Annotated in this window: 15 protein-coding genes, 3 tRNA genes and 1 pseudogene; 17 read left to right on the plus strand and 2 right to left on the minus strand. The window is 74.4% G+C overall.

The window, feature by feature from the left end; translation table 11 throughout:
- Positions 1-52 precede the first annotated feature (52 nt).
- Together AB0N04_RS18850 and AB0N04_RS18855 are read left to right on the plus strand one after the other, a co-directional pair.
- Positions 53-637: a hypothetical protein gene (locus AB0N04_RS18850; RefSeq protein WP_360221814.1), complete on the plus strand. Its 585-nt coding sequence runs from the start codon at positions 53-55 to the stop codon at positions 635-637.
- A gap of 104 nt (positions 638-741) precedes the next feature.
- A complete protein-coding gene (locus AB0N04_RS18855; protein ID WP_360221811.1) occupies positions 742-1,803 on the plus strand; it encodes a hypothetical protein in 1,062 nt (353 codons plus the stop codon).
- Between the two features lie 209 nt (positions 1,804-2,012).
- Here the strand turns inward: AB0N04_RS18855 and AB0N04_RS18860 are convergent, their stop codons facing one another.
- The gene (locus tag AB0N04_RS18860) at positions 2,013-3,083 is read right to left on the minus strand and encodes a M48 family metallopeptidase (protein WP_360221808.1); all 1,071 of its coding nucleotides are present in this window, start codon (positions 3,081-3,083) and stop codon (positions 2,013-2,015) included.
- Positions 3,084-3,354: 271 nt separating this feature from the next.
- On the opposite strand from AB0N04_RS18860, the gene AB0N04_RS18865 reads away from it, so the two are divergent.
- From AB0N04_RS18865 to AB0N04_RS18935, 15 genes are all read left to right on the plus strand, one after another.
- Positions 3,355-3,501 (plus strand): hypothetical protein, encoded by a 147-nt coding sequence (locus AB0N04_RS18865; RefSeq protein ID WP_360221805.1) that lies wholly within the window; start codon positions 3,355-3,357, stop codon positions 3,499-3,501.
- 186 nt (positions 3,502-3,687) lie between these two features.
- A complete protein-coding gene (locus AB0N04_RS18870) occupies positions 3,688-3,843 on the plus strand; it encodes a hypothetical protein (protein WP_360221802.1) in 156 nt (51 codons plus the stop codon).
- A 123-nt stretch (positions 3,844-3,966) separates the two neighbouring features.
- Positions 3,967-4,599 carry a nicotinate-nucleotide adenylyltransferase gene (nadD, locus tag AB0N04_RS18875; protein ID WP_360221799.1) on the plus strand — a complete coding sequence of 211 codons (633 nt, stop codon included), beginning with the start codon at positions 3,967-3,969 and terminating at the stop codon, positions 4,597-4,599.
- 12 nt (positions 4,600-4,611) lie between these two features.
- The gene (locus AB0N04_RS18880) at positions 4,612-6,420 is read left to right on the plus strand and encodes a LytR C-terminal domain-containing protein (RefSeq protein WP_360221796.1); all 1,809 of its coding nucleotides are present in this window, start codon (positions 4,612-4,614) and stop codon (positions 6,418-6,420) included.
- A 171-nt stretch (positions 6,421-6,591) separates the two neighbouring features.
- The gene (rsfS, locus tag AB0N04_RS18885) at positions 6,592-7,050 is read left to right on the plus strand and encodes a ribosome silencing factor (RefSeq protein ID WP_360221793.1); all 459 of its coding nucleotides are present in this window, start codon (positions 6,592-6,594) and stop codon (positions 7,048-7,050) included.
- Positions 7,047-7,694 (plus strand): histidine phosphatase family protein, encoded by a 648-nt coding sequence (locus AB0N04_RS18890; protein WP_360221827.1) that lies wholly within the window; start codon positions 7,047-7,049, stop codon positions 7,692-7,694. Before rsfS ends, AB0N04_RS18890 begins: the two co-directional genes overlap by 4 nt.
- A gap of 149 nt (positions 7,695-7,843) precedes the next feature.
- Positions 7,844-7,916: transfer RNA gene (locus tag AB0N04_RS18895), tRNA-Ala, on the plus strand.
- A gap of 43 nt (positions 7,917-7,959) precedes the next feature.
- A tRNA-Ala gene (locus AB0N04_RS18900) sits at positions 7,960-8,032 on the plus strand.
- A 297-nt stretch (positions 8,033-8,329) separates the two neighbouring features.
- A tRNA-Ala gene (locus AB0N04_RS18905) sits at positions 8,330-8,402 on the plus strand.
- A 97-nt stretch (positions 8,403-8,499) separates the two neighbouring features.
- Positions 8,500-9,804: a hypothetical protein gene (locus tag AB0N04_RS18910; RefSeq protein ID WP_360221791.1), complete on the plus strand. Its 1,305-nt coding sequence runs from the start codon at positions 8,500-8,502 to the stop codon at positions 9,802-9,804.
- Positions 9,805-10,220: 416 nt separating this feature from the next.
- Positions 10,221-13,103, plus strand: a complete 2,883-nt coding sequence (gene leuS / locus AB0N04_RS18915) for a leucine--tRNA ligase (protein WP_360221788.1) — start codon at positions 10,221-10,223, stop codon at positions 13,101-13,103.
- Positions 13,104-13,481: 378 nt separating this feature from the next.
- Positions 13,482-14,267 (plus strand): hypothetical protein, encoded by a 786-nt coding sequence (locus AB0N04_RS18920; protein WP_360221785.1) that lies wholly within the window; start codon positions 13,482-13,484, stop codon positions 14,265-14,267.
- Between the two features lie 57 nt (positions 14,268-14,324).
- Positions 14,325-15,170, plus strand: coding sequence for a DegV family protein (locus AB0N04_RS18925; RefSeq protein WP_360221782.1), 846 nt, complete (start codon positions 14,325-14,327; stop codon positions 15,168-15,170).
- Between the two features lie 131 nt (positions 15,171-15,301).
- Positions 15,302-16,420: a helix-hairpin-helix domain-containing protein gene (locus AB0N04_RS18930; protein ID WP_360221779.1), complete on the plus strand. Its 1,119-nt coding sequence runs from the start codon at positions 15,302-15,304 to the stop codon at positions 16,418-16,420.
- A 79-nt stretch (positions 16,421-16,499) separates the two neighbouring features.
- The gene (locus AB0N04_RS18935) at positions 16,500-19,157 is read left to right on the plus strand and encodes a ComEC/Rec2 family competence protein (RefSeq protein ID WP_360221776.1); all 2,658 of its coding nucleotides are present in this window, start codon (positions 16,500-16,502) and stop codon (positions 19,155-19,157) included.
- 77 nt (positions 19,158-19,234) lie between these two features.
- On the opposite strand, the pseudogene AB0N04_RS18940 reads toward AB0N04_RS18935, so the two are convergent.
- Positions 19,235-19,298 (minus strand): annotated as a pseudogene (locus tag AB0N04_RS18940) (hypothetical protein); the annotation flags it as partial.

Genomic DNA, 19,298 nt, shown 5'->3' on the forward strand with positions numbered 1-19,298 from the left:
CCAACTGCGAGGAGCCACAGACAAATCGCCCGCCCGGTAATACGCTGAATCCGTGGCTGAGGATGTGGGGGGCTTGCCGTACCCCGACGGCGCCGACCACGGTGGTGCGGACGACGAGTTCGCCACCGTGGTCTTCGATGAGGCCTTCGTCCGGTCCGCCGCCGTGCACGAGCCGACGGCCAAGGAGCGGCAGCTCGCCGCCGCCGAGGCCCGGTTCGAGCCGGACTCCGCGGGCCCGGGCTGGGGGTATGACGTCACGGCCGGGGACGGGCTGCCGCTGGAGCTGCGCCCGTACCCGAGCGGACTCGACGACGACCACCACTACCCCGACCCCTGGTCGGGCCCGGGCCGGGCGACCGGCCGCCAGGGCCGCCGCCGGGGCGGGCGGGGTGCCGACCCGCTGCGCGGGCGCGGACGGTACGTGGCGCAGCAGCGCTGGCACCGGCCGGTGGCCTGGATCCTCGCCGTGATCATGGGCGTGAGCCTGGTGGCGGTCGCCGTCGCGGCGATCTACCAGGGCGTGGGCGGGCCGGCCGGCCCGCCCCGGCGCCCCGAGTCCGGCAGCAGCAGCGCCGGGACGGACCCGCGACCCGCGCCGGCCGAGCCGTCGCTCGTGGTCACCGCACCCGCGGGGTGACGTCGTAGCGGCGGTGCGGGTCGGGGCGGGTGGTCACGGAGCGCTCCCGGGAATCTGTGTGAGCGCCCTCGTGGAGCGGCCCGGATCCGGCTTACCCTGGTGTCATGGGTGACCCGCGAGAACCTCCGGAGGGTACGCCCGACGGTGGTTCCGGCAACGAGGACGAATACCGGTCCGTCGTTTTCGACGAATCGTTCGTCCGGGCTGCCCGGATCCAGGAGCTGTCCGCCCGGGAGCGGCTGGCCGGGTCCTTCGGGAAGGCCACCCGGGCCCGGGTGCGGCTCGGTCCGCTGGGCACCGTCCCGCGGCAGGCGCTCGCCCTGCTGCTGCTCATCCTGCTGGCCTTCGGGGCTGCGGTGTACTTCGGGGTCAGCTCGCCGAACCGGATCTCGGCCCGGCCCGAGGGCAGTCAACTGACCGTCAGTCTGGTCGCGTTGAGCCCCGCCGCGGCGGTCAAACCGGTCGCCGACCCGGCCGATCCGTTCGCCGCGCTGCCGGTCGGCTACAGCGACGGTGCGATCGGCCTGGGCACCCCGAGCGGGGCCGCCACCGAGCACTTCAGCCGGGTCGAGGTCACCAAGGCGCTCGACACCGTCCAGCGCTACCTGGTCGCCTCGTCGCTCGCTCCGGGCACCCTCGTCCAGGGCGCCACCGACGACGTGCGGGCCTTCGTGACCCCGGGGGAGCAGGCCCAGTTCGACACCAGCGTTGCCCAGCCCGTCGACGACCGGCACCACGCGCTCACCGGCTGGCTGGTCCGCTTCGACCCGGCACAGGTCGCGCTCGCCGCGGACTCCGTCAAGGTGACCGGCGCGATGCGGATCGACGAGGCGGACAGCGGCACCCTGCAGATCACCACCGACCACACCTTCGTCTACGCGCTGAAGGCGGCCGGAGCCCCGGCCGGCGCGCCGGTGACCCTGGAGACCGTGCGGCGGCAGCTGACCTTCCAGTTCGACCGGGTCGACCTCGCCTCGGCGCAGCTGCGGCTGGTGGACTCGGTCATCCAGGCCGGCCCCCAGCCCTGCAGCGGTTCGATGGCCGGGTTCCTGCAGCCGGTGCTCGCGACCGCGCAGGGCACCCAGGTCCCGGCGCCGGCGGCGATCGACCCGGGCAACCACGCGCACCCGGCGTGGCAGGTCTGCGGGGTGCTGGCGGGCGGCTGAGGCACGGCTCCGGGGGTTTTCCCCCGGCGTCCGGGGGGCTTCGCGCCGCCCGTGGCCGGGGCTTCCTCGCCGCCGCGGCGGGGTCCGGGCTTCCTCCCCGCCCGGGTACGGGGCTTCCTCCCCGCCCGGGTACGGGGTCTCCTCTCCGCCCGGGTACGGCGACGGCCGGTGCCCCGGGGCGGGGCACCGGCCGTCGACGGGCGGGCGGGTCAGCCCTTGCCGCGGTCCTCGCCGTCCTCGCGCGGGGCGGCGGACGGGCGGGCGGCGCCCGTGAAGGTGTCGCGGAGCTTGCCGCCGACGTTCGCGGCACCGCCGGCGACGTCCCGGATCAGGCCCATCAGTGGGTCCTTGCTGTCCTTCACCGAGGACGTGTAGTGGTCGGCGGCGGCCTTCCACTGCTCGCCGACCGAGGTGTTCGGGTCGTCCGCCCGGCGCGGGTAGGCGCCGGCCAGGATCGAGCGGTAGTCCTCGCTCTCGGCCCACTTCTTCAGCTGGGCGACCCGGACCACCGCGAACGGGTGGCTCTGCGGCAGCACCTGGAGCAGCTTGAGCACGCCGTCGCGCAGGTCCCCGGCCTTCTCGTACTCCTCGGCCTGCTCCAGGAAGGCGTCGACGTTCAGCTCGGCCAGGTCGTGCCCGCCGGCCAGCTTCATCAGGGCCCGCATGGACGCCTGGAGGTCCTGCCCGGCGAGCAGGCCCGCGCGGTCGCTGGACAGCTCCGCCTTGCGGAACCACTCCTTGAGCGCGGTGACGACCGCCATGATCGCCAGGTTGCCGAGCGGCACCCAGGCGACCCGGGTGGCGATGTTGGTGAGGATCATCAGCATCGTCCGGTAGACGGCGTGGCCGGACATCGCGTGGCCGACCTCGTGGCCGATGACCGAGCGCAGCTCCTCCTCGTCCATCAGGTCGACCAGGCCGCTGGTGATCACGATGACCGGGGAGTCGATGCCGATGCAGTACGCGTTGACCGTCGGGTCCTGGGTCACGTACAGGTCCGGGACCTTCTCCAGGTCGAGCACGTAGGCCGCGTCGCGCACCATGTCGTACAGCTCGGGGAACTGGCGCTCGGAGGTCTTCACGGCGGTGGCCAGGAACATCAGCCGGATCGAGCGCTCGGAGACCAGCCCGGCGAGCTTCTTCAGCACGTCGTCGAAGCCGGTCAGCTTGCGCAGGGCGACCAGGGCGGACCGGTCCGCCGGGTGCTCCCATGCACGGGTGGAGATGCCGGCGAAGCGCTGGCGGCGCCGGCTGGGGGTCTTCACGGTCGGGTCGGTCATGGTCCGGGTACCTCCTGGTCGACGGCGGCCCCGGCCCGGCGGCCGGCCCCCCGCTGCTGTGCTCCTTCAACGACTGAATCTGCAACGTCCGTGGTTGCGTACTCGTCCCCGGGCGGGCACGCGTACCCGGGCCGGGCGGGCACCAGGACCCGGGCCGGCCGCGCCGCGGGGGCCGGTGGGGGCCGCCGGTGTGAGGCCGGTTTACCCTGAATGCCCTGGAGAACCGAGACCGGACCCGGCCGCGGTACCGAGCAGTTCGAGGAGCCCGCAGATGTCCACCGACGCGCTTGTCAGCCTGGCCACGCCCATCTCGAACGAGGCCGGCCCGGGTATCTTCCTGCGGATCATCGTGGTGGCGTCGTTCGTCGGCGTCGGCCTGCTGGTCTGGATCATGGCGCGCGCCTTCCGCGGCAACTGAGGCCCCGCGGGGCCCCGCCCGGGGCGCGTCGCACCTGCTGCCCGCCCCGGCGGGGCTCACCCCCGGTCAGCGGCGGTGGGCCGCCGAGCGGTTGCGGTGTGACCCCCCGTACGATGACGGGTGGGCCCTCACCGGCCCGGAAGAACCCCAGGTCCGTTCACCCGAGCCGAGAAGGTCACGCCGACCATGAACACTGCCGCCGCACTCCCCGTCCTGAACCTGCTCGCCGAGGGCGAGGGGGGCAACCACGACAGCCTCAACCCGTACCTGACGGGTGGCGCCGCACTGTTCATCCTGCTGCTCCTGCTCTTCGTCACCACCCGCTTCAACCGGGACCGCTGAGCCCGTCCCGACGCCGCCCGGGGGGCGTCCGGCCCGTGCGCCGGACGCTCCCCGAGGCGTCTGCGGAGGACCCCCACCCAGGCGTTCCCGCACCGTAACGGGCGTCGCGTAAGGTGTGGCGGCATGGGAGAGCAGGCCGGGAATCCCGGCGGACCGGAACCGGTGAAGAAGCGCCTCGGCGTGATGGGCGGAACCTTCGACCCGATCCACCACGGCCACCTGGTCGCCGCCAGCGAGGTGGCGAGCGCGTTCCACCTGGACGAGGTGGTCTTCGTCCCGACCGGGCAGCCGTGGCAGAAGAGCGACCGCCAGGTCACCCCGGCCGAGGACCGCTACCTGATGACGGTCATCGCCACCGCCGAGAACCCGCAGTTCTCGGTCAGCCGGATCGACATCGACCGCGAGGGCCCGACGTACACCGTCGACACCCTGCGCGACCTGCACGCCATGCACCCGGACGCCGACCTCTTCTTCATCACCGGTGCCGACGCGCTCGCCCAGATCCTGTCCTGGCGCGACTCCGAGGAGCTCTTCTCGCTCGCCCACTTCATCGGATGCACCCGCCCGGGGCACACTCTGTCGGACGCCGGGCTTCCGGTGGGCGGGGTCTCCCTGGTGGAGGTCCCGGCGCTGGCCATCTCCTCCACGGACTGCCGCAACCGGGTCGCCAAGGGCGAACCGGTCTGGTACCTCGTCCCGGACGGCGTGGTCCGCTACATCGACAAGCGGGCGCTGTACGCGCCGCACCGGACCTGACCAGGAGCGGGCGTGAGTGATCGCAGCGGCGGCCAGCAGCACCAGCAGCCGGAGGAGTGGTCGACGGGGCAGTACCAGCAGCCGTACCAGGCGTACCAGCAGCCGCAGCAGCCGCAGCAGTACGACCAGTACGGGCAGCCGGTGTACTCCCAGGACGCCTACGGCTACCAGGAGCAGCAGCCCTACCAGCAGCAGCCGTACCAGGCGTACCAGCAGCAGCCGCAGCAGTACGACCAGTACGAGCAGCAGTACGACCCGTACGGGCAGCCCGTGCAGCCGGGACAGGCCGGCCAGGCGTACCAGCAGCAGGGCGGCTACGGCTACCAGGACCAGCAGTACGGCTACGACGGCTACCAGCAGCAGGCCTACCCGGCCGCCCCGTCGGTGGCCGAGCCCGAGCCCGGGGCCCGGTCCGGGCAGCGACCCGGACCGGCCGTCACCGCCGAGCCCCCGGCCCCCGCGCCGCCGCGCCCGCGCGCGCCCAAGCCCGCCGCGGCCCCGGCCAAGCCCGAGCAGCCGTCCGAGATGGTCGGCGGGGCCCGGGCCGGCAAGGCCGGCTCGAAGGCGTCCAAGGACGACTACCCCACGGGCGAGTTCACCTTCGTCGACGAGGAGGCGGAGGAGACCGAGGACGTCATCGACTGGCTGAAGTTCGCCGAGTCCCGCAGCGAGGTGCGCGCCGAGCGCCGCCGCAAGCTGCGCAACCGGCTGATCGGCCTCGGCGTGGTGGTGGCCCTCGCGGCGGCCGGCACCGGCGGCTACCTCTGGTTCACCGGCGACAAGCAGACCGCGGCGAGCGCGGCCGGCCCGCGCCAGGTCAACGTGGTGCACCTGCGCGACCTGCAGGGCAAGGTCTCCAGCGCGCTGCTGGTCAACGACGTCACCGGCAAGAAGGGCACCGTCCTGCTGCTGCCCGACACCCTGCGGCTGCCCGGCCCCGGCGACCCGCCGGTCACCACCGTCGGCCAGGCCATGGACAGCATGGGCGCCTCGGCCACCCGCGACGGCCTGTCCACCGTGCTCGGGGCCCCGGTCGCCGGCACCTGGCGCCTGGACACCCCGTACCTGGAGATGCTGGTCTCCCAGCTCGGCGGAGTCCGCGTGGACACCAACGCCGAGACCCACGAGGGCGGCAAGCCGGACGGCAAGCTGCTCTCCGCGGCGGGCAAGAACACCATGCTCAACGGAAAGGCCGCGGTCGCCTACGCCACCCTGCAGGCGCAGGGGGAGAACCGCGACGCCCAGCTGGCCCGTTTCGGACAGGTGATGGACGCGGTCCTGCGCACCATGCCCACCGAGCTGAAGGACGCCAAGGACGACGTGCACCGGATGAACGCGGTGCTCGACCCCTCGCTGCCCGAGGACGCCCTCGCCGGGGTGCTCGCCCAGCTCGCCCAGCAGGCGAAGGACGGCCACCTCGGCACCACCGCGCTGACCGTCAAGCCGGACGGCGGCCTGGACGAGGCCACCGCGGGCAAGCAGGTCAAGGACGTGCTCGGCGGCACCGTGAAGTCCGCGGCCTCCGGCGAGGCCCCGGCCCGGGTCTCGATCCAGGACGCCACCGGGAACGACCAGGCGGCCGCCGCCGCACAGGTCCAGGTGGTCAACTCCGGCCTGACCTTCATCCCCGGCGGCTCCAGGACCGCCCCGCAGGCCACCAGTGAGATCCGCTACACCGACGACGCCCGGCAGGCCGCGGCGAAGTCGCTGGCGACCAGTCTCGGCCTGCCGGACACCGCGGCGAAGAAGGTCGGGGACGCCCAGAACGCGGACCTCGTGGTGGTGCTCGGCAAGGACTACCAGCCGCCGAAGAACCAGTAGGGCGGGGACGCCCGGGCCGGACCCGGCCCCGGGCCCCGGCCCGGGCGGGCCCGGCGGGCGGCGGCGCGGCCCCGGAAAAGCGTTCCGGGGCCGCCTCGGCGGCGTGAGATCCTGGAAGGCACCCCCGGCCGAGCGCCGGGGGCACCCAAGCCGCCGAGCCGGAAGAACACCGTGACCGTCACCGACCACAGCCAGCAGCTCATCACCGTCGCCGCGCAGGCGGCGGCCGACAAGCTCGCGCACAACATCATCGCCTTCGACGTCAGCGAGGTGCTGTCGATCACCGACGCCTTCCTGATCGCCTCCGCCGGCAACGACCGCCAGGTCCGGGCCATCGCCGAGGAGATCGAGGACCAGCTGCGCGAGCAGCTGGACATCAAGCCGGTGCGCCGCGAGGGCGAGCGCGAGGGCCGCTGGATCCTGCTCGACTACCTGGACATCGTCGTCCACGTCCAGCACTCCGAGGAGCGTTCCTTCTACTCGCTGGACCGCCTCTGGAAGGACTGCCCCGAGCTGCCCCTGCCCGAGGACGCCGTCGCCTCGCGCAACCGCCCCGACGCCCACACCGACGGGGCCGGCAACGCCGTCGCCCCGGCGGACGACTTCGGCAAGCCCGAGGACCTGCACTGAGCCGGGACGCGCGGGGCCCGCGCATCGTCTTCTGGCGGCACGGTCAGACCTCCTGGAACCTCGAGTCCCGCTTCCAGGGCACCACGGACATCGAGCTGACCGGGCAGGGCGTCCTGCAGGCCCAGCGGGCGGCCCGGCTGCTCTCCGGCCTGCGGCCCGACCTGCTGATCTCCTCCGACCTCGTCCGGGCCCGGCGCACCGCCGAGGAGCTGGCCCAGGTCACCGGGCTCGACGTCCAGCACCACGAGGGCCTGCGGGAGACCTACGCGGGCTCCTGGCAGGGCCTGACCAACGCCGAGATCCGCGAGCGCTACCCCGAGGAGTACGCGGCCTGGGCGGCCGGCGAGCCGGTCCGGCGCGGCGGCGGCGAACTCGCGACCGAGGTCGCCGACCGCTCCGTCCCGGTGGTGCTCGAGGCCGTCGCCAAGCTGCCGGAGCACGGGACGCTGGTGGTGGTCAGCCACGGCGGGACCATCCGCACCATGCTCGGGCGGCTGCTCGACCTGGAGCCCGCCCAGTGGGAGTGCTTCGGCGGACTGTCGAACTGCTGCTGGTCGGTGCTCGGCTCGGGGGCGCGCGGCTGGCGCCTGCTGGAGCACAACGCGGGCACGCTCCCGCAGCCGGTGATCGGCGACGACACCTGAGCGACGGGTGCGTCACGGGTGGGACGGAGGGGGCCCGGAAGGGCCCCGAGAGGGCGGATTTCGCAGTTCCGGGCCTGACCAGCTAGAGTCTTCCTCGTTCGCAGGGAAGGAACGCGGCCCGGAAGGGAAGCGGGAGATCCGGTGAGTGCGGGGCTATAGCTCAGTTGGTAGAGCGCTTGCATGGCATGCAAGAGGTCTGGGGTTCAATTCCCCATAGCTCCACTCCGCACCAGCGATCCTGTTCAGGCAGGGGAGCCCGTGTCGCGGGGCTATAGCTCAGTTGGTAGAGCGCTTGCATGGCATGCAAGAGGTCTGGGGTTCAATTCCCCATAGCTCCACAGCAGCGGAGAGGCCGTCACCCTTCGGGTGGCGGCCTCTCGCGTTGTGGGGGTGCGTCCGTCGGGCCGGGTCGTCGGGGTGCGTCCGTCGGGTCGGGTCGGGGTGGCGGGAGCGACCGGGTGCACGGCGACCCGTCCGGGGCCCGCGGCAGCCGGCGGACCACGCAGGTCACGGCCCGGTCGGCGGCCGCGGGAAACGGATTCGTGGAGCACCCCCGGGACCGTGTAAAGTAGTCGATGTCGCCGAGGGAAACCGGACGGAAACGGCCGAAAGCCCCCGGTGACATCGCAGGTCAAGGGGCTATAGCTCAGTTGGTAGAGCGCTTGCATGGCATGCAAGAGGTCTGGGGTTCAATTCCCCATAGCTCCACAGCAGTCGAGGGCCGTCTTCCGAAAAGGGAGGCGGCCCTTCGTCGTTCTGCTCATGCCACCGGCGGGAGACCCGGAAAGACCGCTACCTTCGTGCCATGGCCGATCTGGAGCGAAGGCGGAACGAGGAACTGGCCCGGATACTGCACCAGCTCGGCTGGAGTCCGGAACGGCTCGCCCGCGAGGTGAGCCTCGCCCTGCCGCCGGGCCTGGCCATCAGCTCCACCGCCCCCTACAAGTGGCGCGACCGCGGCATGGTGCCGCGCAGCCCGCACGACCAGACCGTCTGCGAGGTCCTCAGCCGCACCCTCGGCATCGCCGTCACGTACGAGCAGCTCTGGGGCCGGATGGGCGGCCACCGCGGCGCCAAGATCCTCTCGCCCCGGCTGCTCACCGACCCGTGGACCGCCGACACCGCCCAGACCGCACTGCGCGAGGCCGCCACCGACGCCGGACCGGTCCGCCTCACCGACCTCTTCCGCGGCGCCGACCTCGACCAGGCCGCCGAACGGCTCGCCTCCCCGCCGCCACCCGTCGGCGGCGGCGAGGGGGCCCTGCGCATCGACCCCGGCCTGGTTGGCGACCTCGGCCTCTCCTACCGCAGCAAGCAGCGGCTCGAACGCTCCTGCGGCGGCGGCCTCGTCCTCGGCCCCACCCGCGCCGAACTCGCCATGGTGGCCAAGCTGCTGGAGCTCGGCGCGTATGACGAACGGCTCGGCCGCGAGCTCTACGGCACGGCCAGCCGGCTCGCCCGGCTGGCCGGCTGGGCCGCCTACGACCTCGGCCACGACGCGGCCGCCCAGCGGGCCTTCGTCGCCGCGCTGCGCGCCGCCCACGTCAGCGGTGAGCCCCGGCTGGGCGTCGCCGTGCTCGGCGCCCTGGTGGCGCTCGCCCCGCAGGGCGCGGGCGGGCGGGGCCTGGACGCCGTCGACGCCCTCGACCGGGCCCTGACCGTCCACGCCGCCGCGCTGAGCCCCGTCGGGCGGGCCCGCCAGCTCGGCCGGATCGCCCGCGCGCACGGACGCCGGGGCGAGGCGGAACGGACCGAGCGGGCCGCCGCCAGGGCCTTCGCCGAGCTCGACGGCGTGCCCGGTACGGCCGAGGCCCGCGCCGACCTCGCCGGGATGGTGGGGGAGGGGCGCCTGGCGCTCGGCCAGTACCGGCTGGCCAAGGCGCTGCTCGCGGAGGCCGTCGCGGGCCTCGGGGCCGGCCGGGCCCGGTCGAAGGCGCTGCTGATGGTCCGCCTCGCCGAGACCCACCGGCGCCTCGGCGACCAGCGGGAGGCGGCCCGGACCGCGGCGCTCGCCCGGACGCTCGCCTCGGGCATGCAGTCCGAGCGGCTGGCCCGGGCGCTGCGGGACTTCGACACGGCGGGGCGGGTGGCGGCGCAGGCCGGGAGGTGAGGGGCGGGCCCGGTGCGTCGGCCGCCGCCCGTCGGTGACGGTCCGGCTCCGGTGGCGCGGCGGCTCGGCCCCGGCAGCGGGCGGGGCCCGGGGGAGGCGTGCGGGGTCCGGGGCAGGCGCGCGGCGGGCGGCCGGTGCGGGGCGCGCCCCGGGCGGCCCGTGAAGGGCGTGCGGCGGGCGGTCCGCAGGGCGGTACACCCGGGAGCGGGCCGACCCGCTTGCGGTACCCTGAGCCCATGCGAACCGTGCGCCTGCTCCTTAGCCGGCCGCGCTGACCAGGACCGGCTGCGCCCTCGGGCGGGGCCGGAGTCGGCGTGGCGTCCCCTCCTGCGAGGGGATTTTTTGTTTTCCGCCCCCGTTCACGGGCCGGCCGTGTGCGCGGTTCGCCAACTGACACCGATGGAGCTTGAAGGACCATGAGCGAGACGACCCCTGCGTCCGGCACGGCCGAGACCGTGACCGAGCCGTTCCGGTACAGCGCTGCGCTGGCGGCGGAGATCGAGTCCCGCTGGCAGGACATCTGGGAGAAGGAGGGCACCTTCCACGCCCCCAACCCCACCGGTGCGCTGGCCGACCCGTCGGCCGGTGACGTCGCCGCGCGGCCGCACAGCTTCATCATGGACATGTTCCCGTACCCCTCGGGTGCGGGCCTGCACGTCGGCCACCCGCTGGGCTACATCGCCACCGACGTCTACGCCCGCTACCAGCGGATGACCGGCCACAACGTGCTGCACACGCTGGGCTACGACGCCTTCGGCCTGCCCGCCGAGCAGTACGCGGTGCAGACCGGCACCCACCCGCGGGTCTCCACCGAGGCCAACATCGCCAACATGCGCCAGCAGCTGCGCCGGCTGGGCCTGGGCCACGACCCGCGCCGCTCGATCTCCACGATCGACCCGGAGTACTACCGCTGGACCCAGTGGATCTTCCTGCAGATCTTCAACTCCTGGTACGACGAGGCCGCCGGCAAGGCCCGCCCGATCGCCGAACTCGTCGCCGGGTTCGAGTCCGGTGAGCGCGCCACCCCGGACGGCCGCGCCTGGGCCGAGTTGTCCGCCGCCGAGCGGGACGAGCTGCTGGGCGAGTACCGGCTGGCGTACGCCAAGGAGGTGCCGGTCAACTGGTGCCCCGGCCTGGGCACCGTCCTGGCCAACGAGGAGGTCACCGCGGACGGCCGCTCCGAGCGCGGCAACTTCCCGGTGTTCAAGTCCAACCTGCGCCAGTGGATGATGCGCATCACCGCGTACTCCGACCGGCTGATCGCCGACCTGGACCTGCTGGACTGGCCCGAGGCCATCAAGCTGCAGCAGCGCAACTGGATCGGGCGCTCCGAAGGCGCCCGGGTCGACTTCGCCGTCGGCTCCGACGAGAAGATCACCGTCTTCACCACCCGCCCGGACACCCTGTTCGGCGCCACCTACATGGTGCTGGCGCCCGAGCACGGTCTGGTCGACTCGATCGTCCCGGCCGCCTGGCCCGAGGGCGTGCCCGCCGAGTGGACCGGCGGTGCCGCCACCCCCGCCGAGGCCGTCGCCGCCTACCGCGCCACCGCCGCCGCCAAGTCGGACGTCGAGCGCCAGGTCGAGGCCAAGGTCAAGACCGGCGTGTTCACCGGCGCCCACGCCGTCAACCCCGTCAGCGGCGCGGCCGTCCCGGTGTTCATCGCCGACTACGTGCTGATGGGCTACGGCACCGGCGCCATCATGGCCGTCCCCGCCCACGACCACCGCGACTTCGCGTTCGCCCGCGCCTTCGCGCTGCCGATGCGCTGCGTCGTCGAGCCCACCGACGGGCGCGGCGAGGACCCGGCGGCCTGGGACGACGCGTTCGACACCTACGACTCGGTCATCGTCAACTCCACCCGGGACGGCCTGACCCTGGACGGCCTGAGCGTCGTCGACGCCAAGGCGCACGTGACCGGCTGGCTGGCCGAGCGCGGCATCGGCGAGGGCACCGTCAACTACCGCCTGCGCGACTGGCTGTTCAGCCGCCAGCGGTACTGGGGCGAGCCCTTCCCGATCGTCTACGACGAGGACGGCGTCATGCACGCGCTGCCCGAGTCGATGCTGCCGGTCGAGGTCCCCGAGGTCGACGACTACTCGCCGCACACCTACGACCCGTACGACTCCACCTCCTCGCCCAAGACCCCGCTGTCGCGCAACGAGGACTGGGTCAACGTCGAGCTGGACCTGGGCGACGGCCCGAAGCGGTACCGCCGCGAGACCAACACCATGCCCAACTGGGCGGGTTCCTGCTGGTACGAGCTGCGCTACGTCGACCCGTCCAACGACGCGGCCGTGGTCGACCCCGCCAACGAGCGCTACTGGCTGGGCCCGACCGCGACCAAGCCGGCCGGCGGCGCCGACCTGTACGTCGGCGGTGCCGAGCACGCCGTGCTGCACCTGCTGTACGCGCGCTTCTGGCACAAGGTGCTGCACGACCTGGGCCACGTCTCCTCCGTCGAGCCGTTCCACAAGCTGTTCAACCAGGGCATGATCACCGCGGACGTCTACCGCGACGAGCGCGGCTTCCCGGTGCCCGCCGCCGAGGTCGAGGAGCGCGACGGGGCCTACTCCTGGCAGGGCGAGCCGGTCAAGCGCGAGGCCGGCAAGATGGGCAAGTCCCTGAAGAACGCCGTCGCCCCCGACGACATCGCCGACGAGTACGGCGCCGACACGCTGCGCCTGTACGAGATGTCTATGGGCCCGCTGGACGTCTCCCGCCCCTGGGACACCCGCGCGGTCGTCGGCTCGTACCGCTTCCTGCAGCGGCTGTGGCGCAACGTCGTCTCGGAGACCACCGGCGAGCTGGTCGTCACCGAGGAGGAGCCGGACGAGGCCACCCTGCGGGCCCTGCACAAGGCGATCGACGGCATCCGTGCCGACATGGCCGGGCTGCGCTTCAACACGGCCGTCGCCAAGGCGATCGAGCTGAACAACGCCCTGGTCAAGCGCGGCTCCACGCCGCGCGCCGTGGCCGAGCAGCTGGTCCTGATGGTCGCGCCGCTGGCCCCGCACATCGCCGAGGAGCTGTGGCGCAGACTGGGCCACGGCGAGTCGCTGGCGCACACCGACTACCCGGTCGCCGACCCGGCGTACGTGGTGGACGAGTCGGTGACCTGCGTGGTGCAGATCAAGGGCAAGGTCAAGGCGCGGCTGGAGGTCGCCCCGGGCATCTCGGACGCCGAGCTGGAGGCGCTGGCGCTGGCCGACCCGGCCGTCGTCGCGGCGCTGGGCGACGCGCCGGTGCGCAAGGTGATCGCGCGGGCTCCGAAGCTGGTGAACATCGTCACCGGGTGATTCGGTGACTCGGTGACTCGGTGATCGGGTGACTGGTCGACCGGGTGGCCGGTGGATCGGGTGACCGGTCGGCGGCGGGCGGTCGGCGGGCGGTCGGCGGTCGGTCGGTGTGCCGGTCGAGCGTGGTGTGTGGGCGGGCGTCCTCCGGGGCGCCCGCCCTTCGCCGTGCTCCGGCGCTCTCCGCCGTGCTCCGGCTCCCGCTCCTCTCCCTGCGCGCCCTGTGCCCTTGGGGGAATCCCCGATCTGTCCCTGATCTCCGCCGCCGGGGCCCGTTCGGCCGGCCCCCGGGCCCCGTGCGGCGGCTACGGTGGAACCCTCGGCAGGGCGGCCCGCGTTGGGACCGGTGGGGGCCGAAACGGTGGCGGAAGGTGGCTCGCGATGGACGTGTTCGGCGTGATGATCGGCCTGGTCCTGCTCTTCGGGATCGCGGCGCTGGTACTGGCCGTGGTCGGCACGGTGCGGGCGGCGAAGACGGTCGCTGCGAAGATCGGGCAGCACGAGGCCAACGCCCGCCGCGCCGTGGAGAACGCCACCCTCAAGGCGAAGACCTACACCAAGGCCGGGCCGCCCGGGCAGATCGCCGCCGTCCGGCTGGGCCTGCGCACCTCCCTCGACGGCACCCGGCAGGTGCTGGAGGGCGGGCTGCCCCAGGACGGCCAGCTCGGTGAGTCCCTCGCGCTGCTGACCAGGCTCGACGCGCACGCCGCCGAACTCGACGCCGAACTGCGGATGCTCGAGCGGGAGCCGGACGTCGCCCGGATCGCCGCCAAGCTGCCCGAACTGCGCCGCCGTGCCGAACGGATCACCCGCTCGGCGGAGACCATGCGCTGGGCCGCGCAGGACCGGATGCACCGGTTCGCCGACGACGAGCTCGGCCGGCTCAGCCAGGAGTGCGAGAGCGAGGCCGGGGCGCTGCGGCACTGGGACGGGCCGTCGTCCGGGGCGTCGTCCGCTTCCGGATCGTCCGCGTCGGGTTCGTCCGGTACGTCGGGCTCGTCGGGCTCCGCCGGGGCCGCGGGGGGTGCGGGAGAGCCGGCGGCACGGGCCGGGCTGACCGACGGGAAGGGGCGCGCGGGTGCGGAGGAGCTGCTCGGGCTCGCCGACCCGCTGGCCAAGCTGGCGCAGCGCCTGCGGAAGCCGTCGGCGGGGCCCACGGCCGGCTGAACGGGGCCCGCAGCAGGGCGCTGTCCTCGGCGACGAACGGGGAGTAACCTCCGCCTCATGCCCTCCGACCTCGCACTCGTCACCGATTCCACGGCCTATCTGCCGCAGGAGGCCCTCGACCGCCACGGGATCACCGTCGTCCCGCTCAGCGTCGTGGTCGGCGACTCGGTGCTCTGCGAGGGTGTGGAGATCTCGCCGAAGGACGTCGCCGAGGCGCTGCGCGGCAAGCAGCGGGTGACCACCTCCCGGCCGAACCCGGAGACCTTCGCGGCCACCTACCGGGCCGCCGCCGAGGCCGGGGCGAAGGGCGTCGTCTCCGTGCACATCTCCGGCGAGCTGTCCGGCACGGTCGAGGCGGCCAGGCTGGCCGCCGCCGAGGCACCCGTGCCGGTGCGGGTGGTGGACAGCCGACTGGTCGGCATGGCCCTCGGGTACGGGGTGCTGGCCGCCGCCGAGGCGATCGAGGCCGGGCAGGACCTCGCCTCCGCGGCTGACGCGGCGACCCGGCGCGCGGCCGGGACCAGCGGGTTCTTCTACGTCGACACCCTGGAACACCTGCGACGGGGCGGCCGGATCGGGGCGGCCCGGGCGCTGCTCGGGTCGGCGCTGGCGGTCAAGCCGCTGCTCCACCTGGACGGGGGCCGGATCGAGCCGCTGGAGAAGGTGCGCACCGCGTCACGGGCGATCGCGCGGCTGGAGGAGATCGCGGTCGAGCGTTCGGGGGACGGGGAGGTCGACATCACCGTGCACCACCTGGCGGCCGAGGACCGGGCCGAGCCGCTCGCGGAGCGGTTGCGCGCGCGGGTGCCCGGGCTGCGCGAGCTGTACGTGGGTGAGGTGGGCGCGGTGATCGGCGCACACGTCGGGCCGGGGCTGCTCGCGGTGGTGGTCGCGCCGCGCTGAGCGGCTCCTGGTCAACTCGTCGAGGCTCAACTCACTCGTGCGAGCGATCTGTTTTATCCACAACCCCCGGGTTTTCCACAGGGTTTGGGTAATTTCTGCGCGCCGGTCCGTGGGCTCCTACCGTCCTCGGCATGACGAGCTTGAGCCTGGGCGCGGCGAAGCGCCACGAGACCGACGAGACCGTACGACTGCGGATGGCGGCGCTGCTGCCTGTGGACGGTGACCGGACTGCCGGGGCGCGAGCCCCCGTGGCCGGCTCGGGCTCCGGCACCGGTGTGCCCGGCTCCGGCACCGGTGCCCCCGCCTCCGGAACCGGTGCGCCTGGCTCCGGCACCGTGACCGGGGAGCCCCCGGCGACGGGGCCGCCGGCGGGGGCGGGGCCGCCGGTAGGTGAGGGGCTGCCGGTACCGACGGCGGAGTCGGGGAGCGTGCGCGGTGCTCCGGCGCCGCCGTCCGCCTCCGACGTGCCGGGCGCGCCGGAACCGCCGGGACCACAGGACTCCTTCGGCCCGGCGATCGCGCCGCGCTTTCGGTTCGGCGCGGCCCTGGCGCTCGACCGGCGGGCGGTGGCCGGGTTGGCCGTGCTGCTGCTGTTCGCCGTCGGCTACGCCGTGCAGCATTTCTGGTTCGCCCGGCCGCAGGCGCTCCCGGTGCCGGCGCTGGCGTCCGTTCCGGGGTCGGCAGGGCCGACGGCGGCCGAGCCCGTCGTGTCCCCGGGCGAGACCACCGCCGAGAGCGCGGGCGGTGCCGGTGCCGGTGGCGCGGCGGCGGCCGTGACCGGGGGCCCCGGCCCGCCCGGTGCGCCCGACGCCGGGTCGGCCGTGGTGGTCGACGTCGGCGGGCGGGTCCACCTCCCCGGTCTGCACACCCTGCCGGGCGGGTCCCGGGTGGCCGACGCACTGAAGGCCGCGGGAGGCCCGCAGCCGGAGACGGACACCCACAACCTGAACCTGGCCCGGGTGCTGACGGACGGCGAGCAGATCCTCGTCGGCGAGTCGGCCCTTGCGCCCGCCCCCGCCGCCGGGCCCGGCGGCCTCCCGACGCCCGCCGGGCCCCGACCACCCGTCAGCCTCAACCGCGCCACCCTCGAACAGCTCGACACCCTCCCCGGCGTCGGCCCGACGCTGGCCCAGCGCATCCTCGCCTACCGCACGTCGCACGGCTCGTTCCGCTCGCTCGACCAGCTCCGACAGGTCAGCGGAATCGGCGCGCGGACGTTCGCGGAACTCCGCCCCCTGCTCACCCTCTGACGTCCACCCATCCGATCCGTCCATCGTCGACCGTCCGCCCGAGGCGGTCCGCCGCCACCCGCCGAGAGGGGGTACCGCCATGCCCGTCACCATCGACCAGGCCTCGACCGCCCGGTCCGCGGGTGCCGACTTCCGACTGCTGCTGCCGGCCGTGTCGGCCTGGGCGGTCACCGCCGCGCTCCTCGGCCTGGCGCCGCACCACCACGTCCACGCCTTCGGGTTCGCGGCCGCCGCGACGGCGGTGGCCGGCCTGCTCCTGGCCGGACGCGGGCTCCGGCGCCGCCGAGGGGCGGCGGTGACGCTGGCGGCCGTCCTGCTCACCGGGGCCGCCGCCGCGGTCGCGACCCCGCTGCACACCGCCGACCTGCACCGCGGGCCGCTGCCGGAGCTCGCCCGGGCGGCCGAGCGCGCGGCGCCGCACTCCCCGGACCGGTCCGCCCGGGCGGTCGACGTGGAGCTGACCGTCGTCGGGGACCCGGCGTCCCACACGTCCCGCAGCGGGACCGCGGGAGGGCAGACCCTCCTGACCGTCCAAGCGGTGGCCGACCGCGTCACGCTCCTCCCGGACGGCCGGAGCACCCGGACGCGGACACCCGTGACCGTCATGGTCCGGGGCCCGGAGGCCGAGCCCTGGCAGCGGCTGCTCCCGTCCCAGCGGCTGGCGGCGGAGGCCGAGGTGCGTCCGGCGGGCGAGGGGCACGAGACCGAGTCCGCGGCCCTGCTGATCGCCCACGGGCCGCCACGGCAACTCGCTCCACCGAGCTTTCCGCAGCGGATCGCCGGGCGGCTGCGCGCGGGCCTGCGCACGGCCACCGACGGGCTCCCGCCGGATGCGCGGGGGCTGATCCCGGGCCTGGTCGTCGGGGACACCTCCCGCCTGCCCGACGACCTGGAGGACGCCTTCCGGGCCACCGACCTGGTGCACCTGGTGGCGGTCAGCGGGGCCAACCTGGCGATCGTCCTCGGCGTGCTGCTGGGCGCCCCCGGGCTGGCCGGGACCTCCGAGCGACGCGGGCTGGCCGCGGCACTGGGGCTCTCGCTGCGCACCAGCGCGCTGCTCGGGACGGCCCTGACGCTGGCCTTCGTCACCGTCTGCCGCCCGGAACCCAGCGTGCTGCGGGCCGCGGGGACGGGACTGATCGGCATGCTCGCGTTGGCCACCGGCCGCCCCCGGCAGGCGGTGCCCGCGCTCGCAGGGACGGTCCTGGTCCTCGTCCTGCTGGACCCGTTCCTCGCACGGTCCTTCGGCTTCCTGCTCTCGGTGCTCGCCACGGCAGGGTTGCTCGTCCTCGGGCCGCACTGGGCCGCGGCGTTGCGCTCCCGGGGTTGGCCGCACCACCTGGCGGGCGCCCTTGCCGCGACGGCCGCCGCGCAGGCGCTGTGCGCGCCGGTGACGGTGCTGCTGTCCGGTCACGTCAGCCTGGTCGCGATCCCGTGCAACCTGCTGGCGGAGCTCGCGGTGGCCCCGGCGACGCTGCTCGGTTTCGGGGTGCTCGTACTGCAGCCGCTGCTGCCCGGCCCGGCCGGCCTGCTCGCCGAGCCGGCCGGGGTGGCGGCGGGCTGGCTCGCGCTGGTGGCCCGGCGCGGAGCCGAGCTCCCCGGTGGCCAACTCGTCTGGCCGGGAGGGTGGTTCGGGGTCGTGACGGTCGCACTGGGCGCCCTCGCGGCCTGCTGGGCGGCGCCGCTCCTGCTGCCGCGGCGCACGGAACCCGACTCCGTCCGTCCTCATCTCCGGCCCCGCCCCCGCCCCCGGCGGCGGAGGCGATGGGTGCGGGCGCTGGTGACGGGGCTGTTGCTGGTGGTCCTGCTGGCCGTGCTGCTGCGACCGCCCCAGCTGACGAGGATCGCCACCGGCTGGCCGCCACCGGGGTGGCGGATGGTGATGTGCGACGTCGGTCAGGGGGACATGTCGGTCCTCGCGGCGGGTGTACCGGAGCGGGCGGTGGTGGTCGACGCGGGTCCGGACCCGAATGCCGCGGACAGGTGTCTGCGGGATCTCGGGGTCACGGAGGTGCCGTTGCTCCTGCTGACGCACTTCCACGCCGATCATGTCGAGGGTGTGCCGGGGGTGGTGCGGGGTCGCCGGATCGGGGCGGTCGAGGGCACCACTCTGGACGAGCCGCCGGGTGAGGTCGCCAGGGTGACGGCGTGGTCGGCCGCTGCGGGCGTACCGCTGCTGCGGGCCGGGCGGGGTGAGCGGCGGTCGGCGGGTGCGGGGCTGTCCTGGGAGGTGGTGTGGCCCGAGGCGGGGTCCGTGGTGGAGGCGCCGGGGGCGAACAACGCCAGCGTGGCGCTGCTGGTGTCGGCGGCGGACGGCCTGCGGATGGCATTGCTGGGTGACCTCGAACCACCGGCGCAGGCCGCCTTGTCGGGGCGGGTGGGGAGGGTGGACGTGTTGAAGGTGGCGCACCACGGTTCGGCTCATCAGGACTGGGCCCTGGCCGGCGAGCTGCGGCCCCGGCTGGCGTTGATCTCGTGCGGCGAGGGCAACGCGTACGGTCATCCGTCCCCGCGGACGGTGGACCGGCTACGGGCGCTGGGCGCGAGCGTGCTGCGGACCGACCGTGCGGGGGACATCGCGGTGACGGGTGACTCCCCGGCCGCGCTCGGCGTGTCCGTGCACCCGCAGGGCGCGCACGGAGCGCGCTGGGCGGATGCACACGGCGAGGGCGGGGGCGGCGTGACGGCCTCCGCCCCCGGGCGGGGCGCGCGGTCCCCGCGAGCCCCGCCCGGATGACCCCTGCCCTCCTCTCCTCCCACCTCATGGGTGGGGAAGGGAAAGGGGTGGGGTGGGGAGGAGGGGGCGGGCTCCGAGGCCCAGTCGAACTGGAAGGCCTCCAAGCGCCGTTGCAGCGCCTGCGCGGTGCTGACGTCCCGC

This window comes from Kitasatospora sp. NPDC051702 (assembly GCF_040681575.1).
In the GTDB taxonomy this organism is placed as follows: domain Bacteria; phylum Actinomycetota; class Actinomycetes; order Streptomycetales; family Streptomycetaceae; genus Kitasatospora.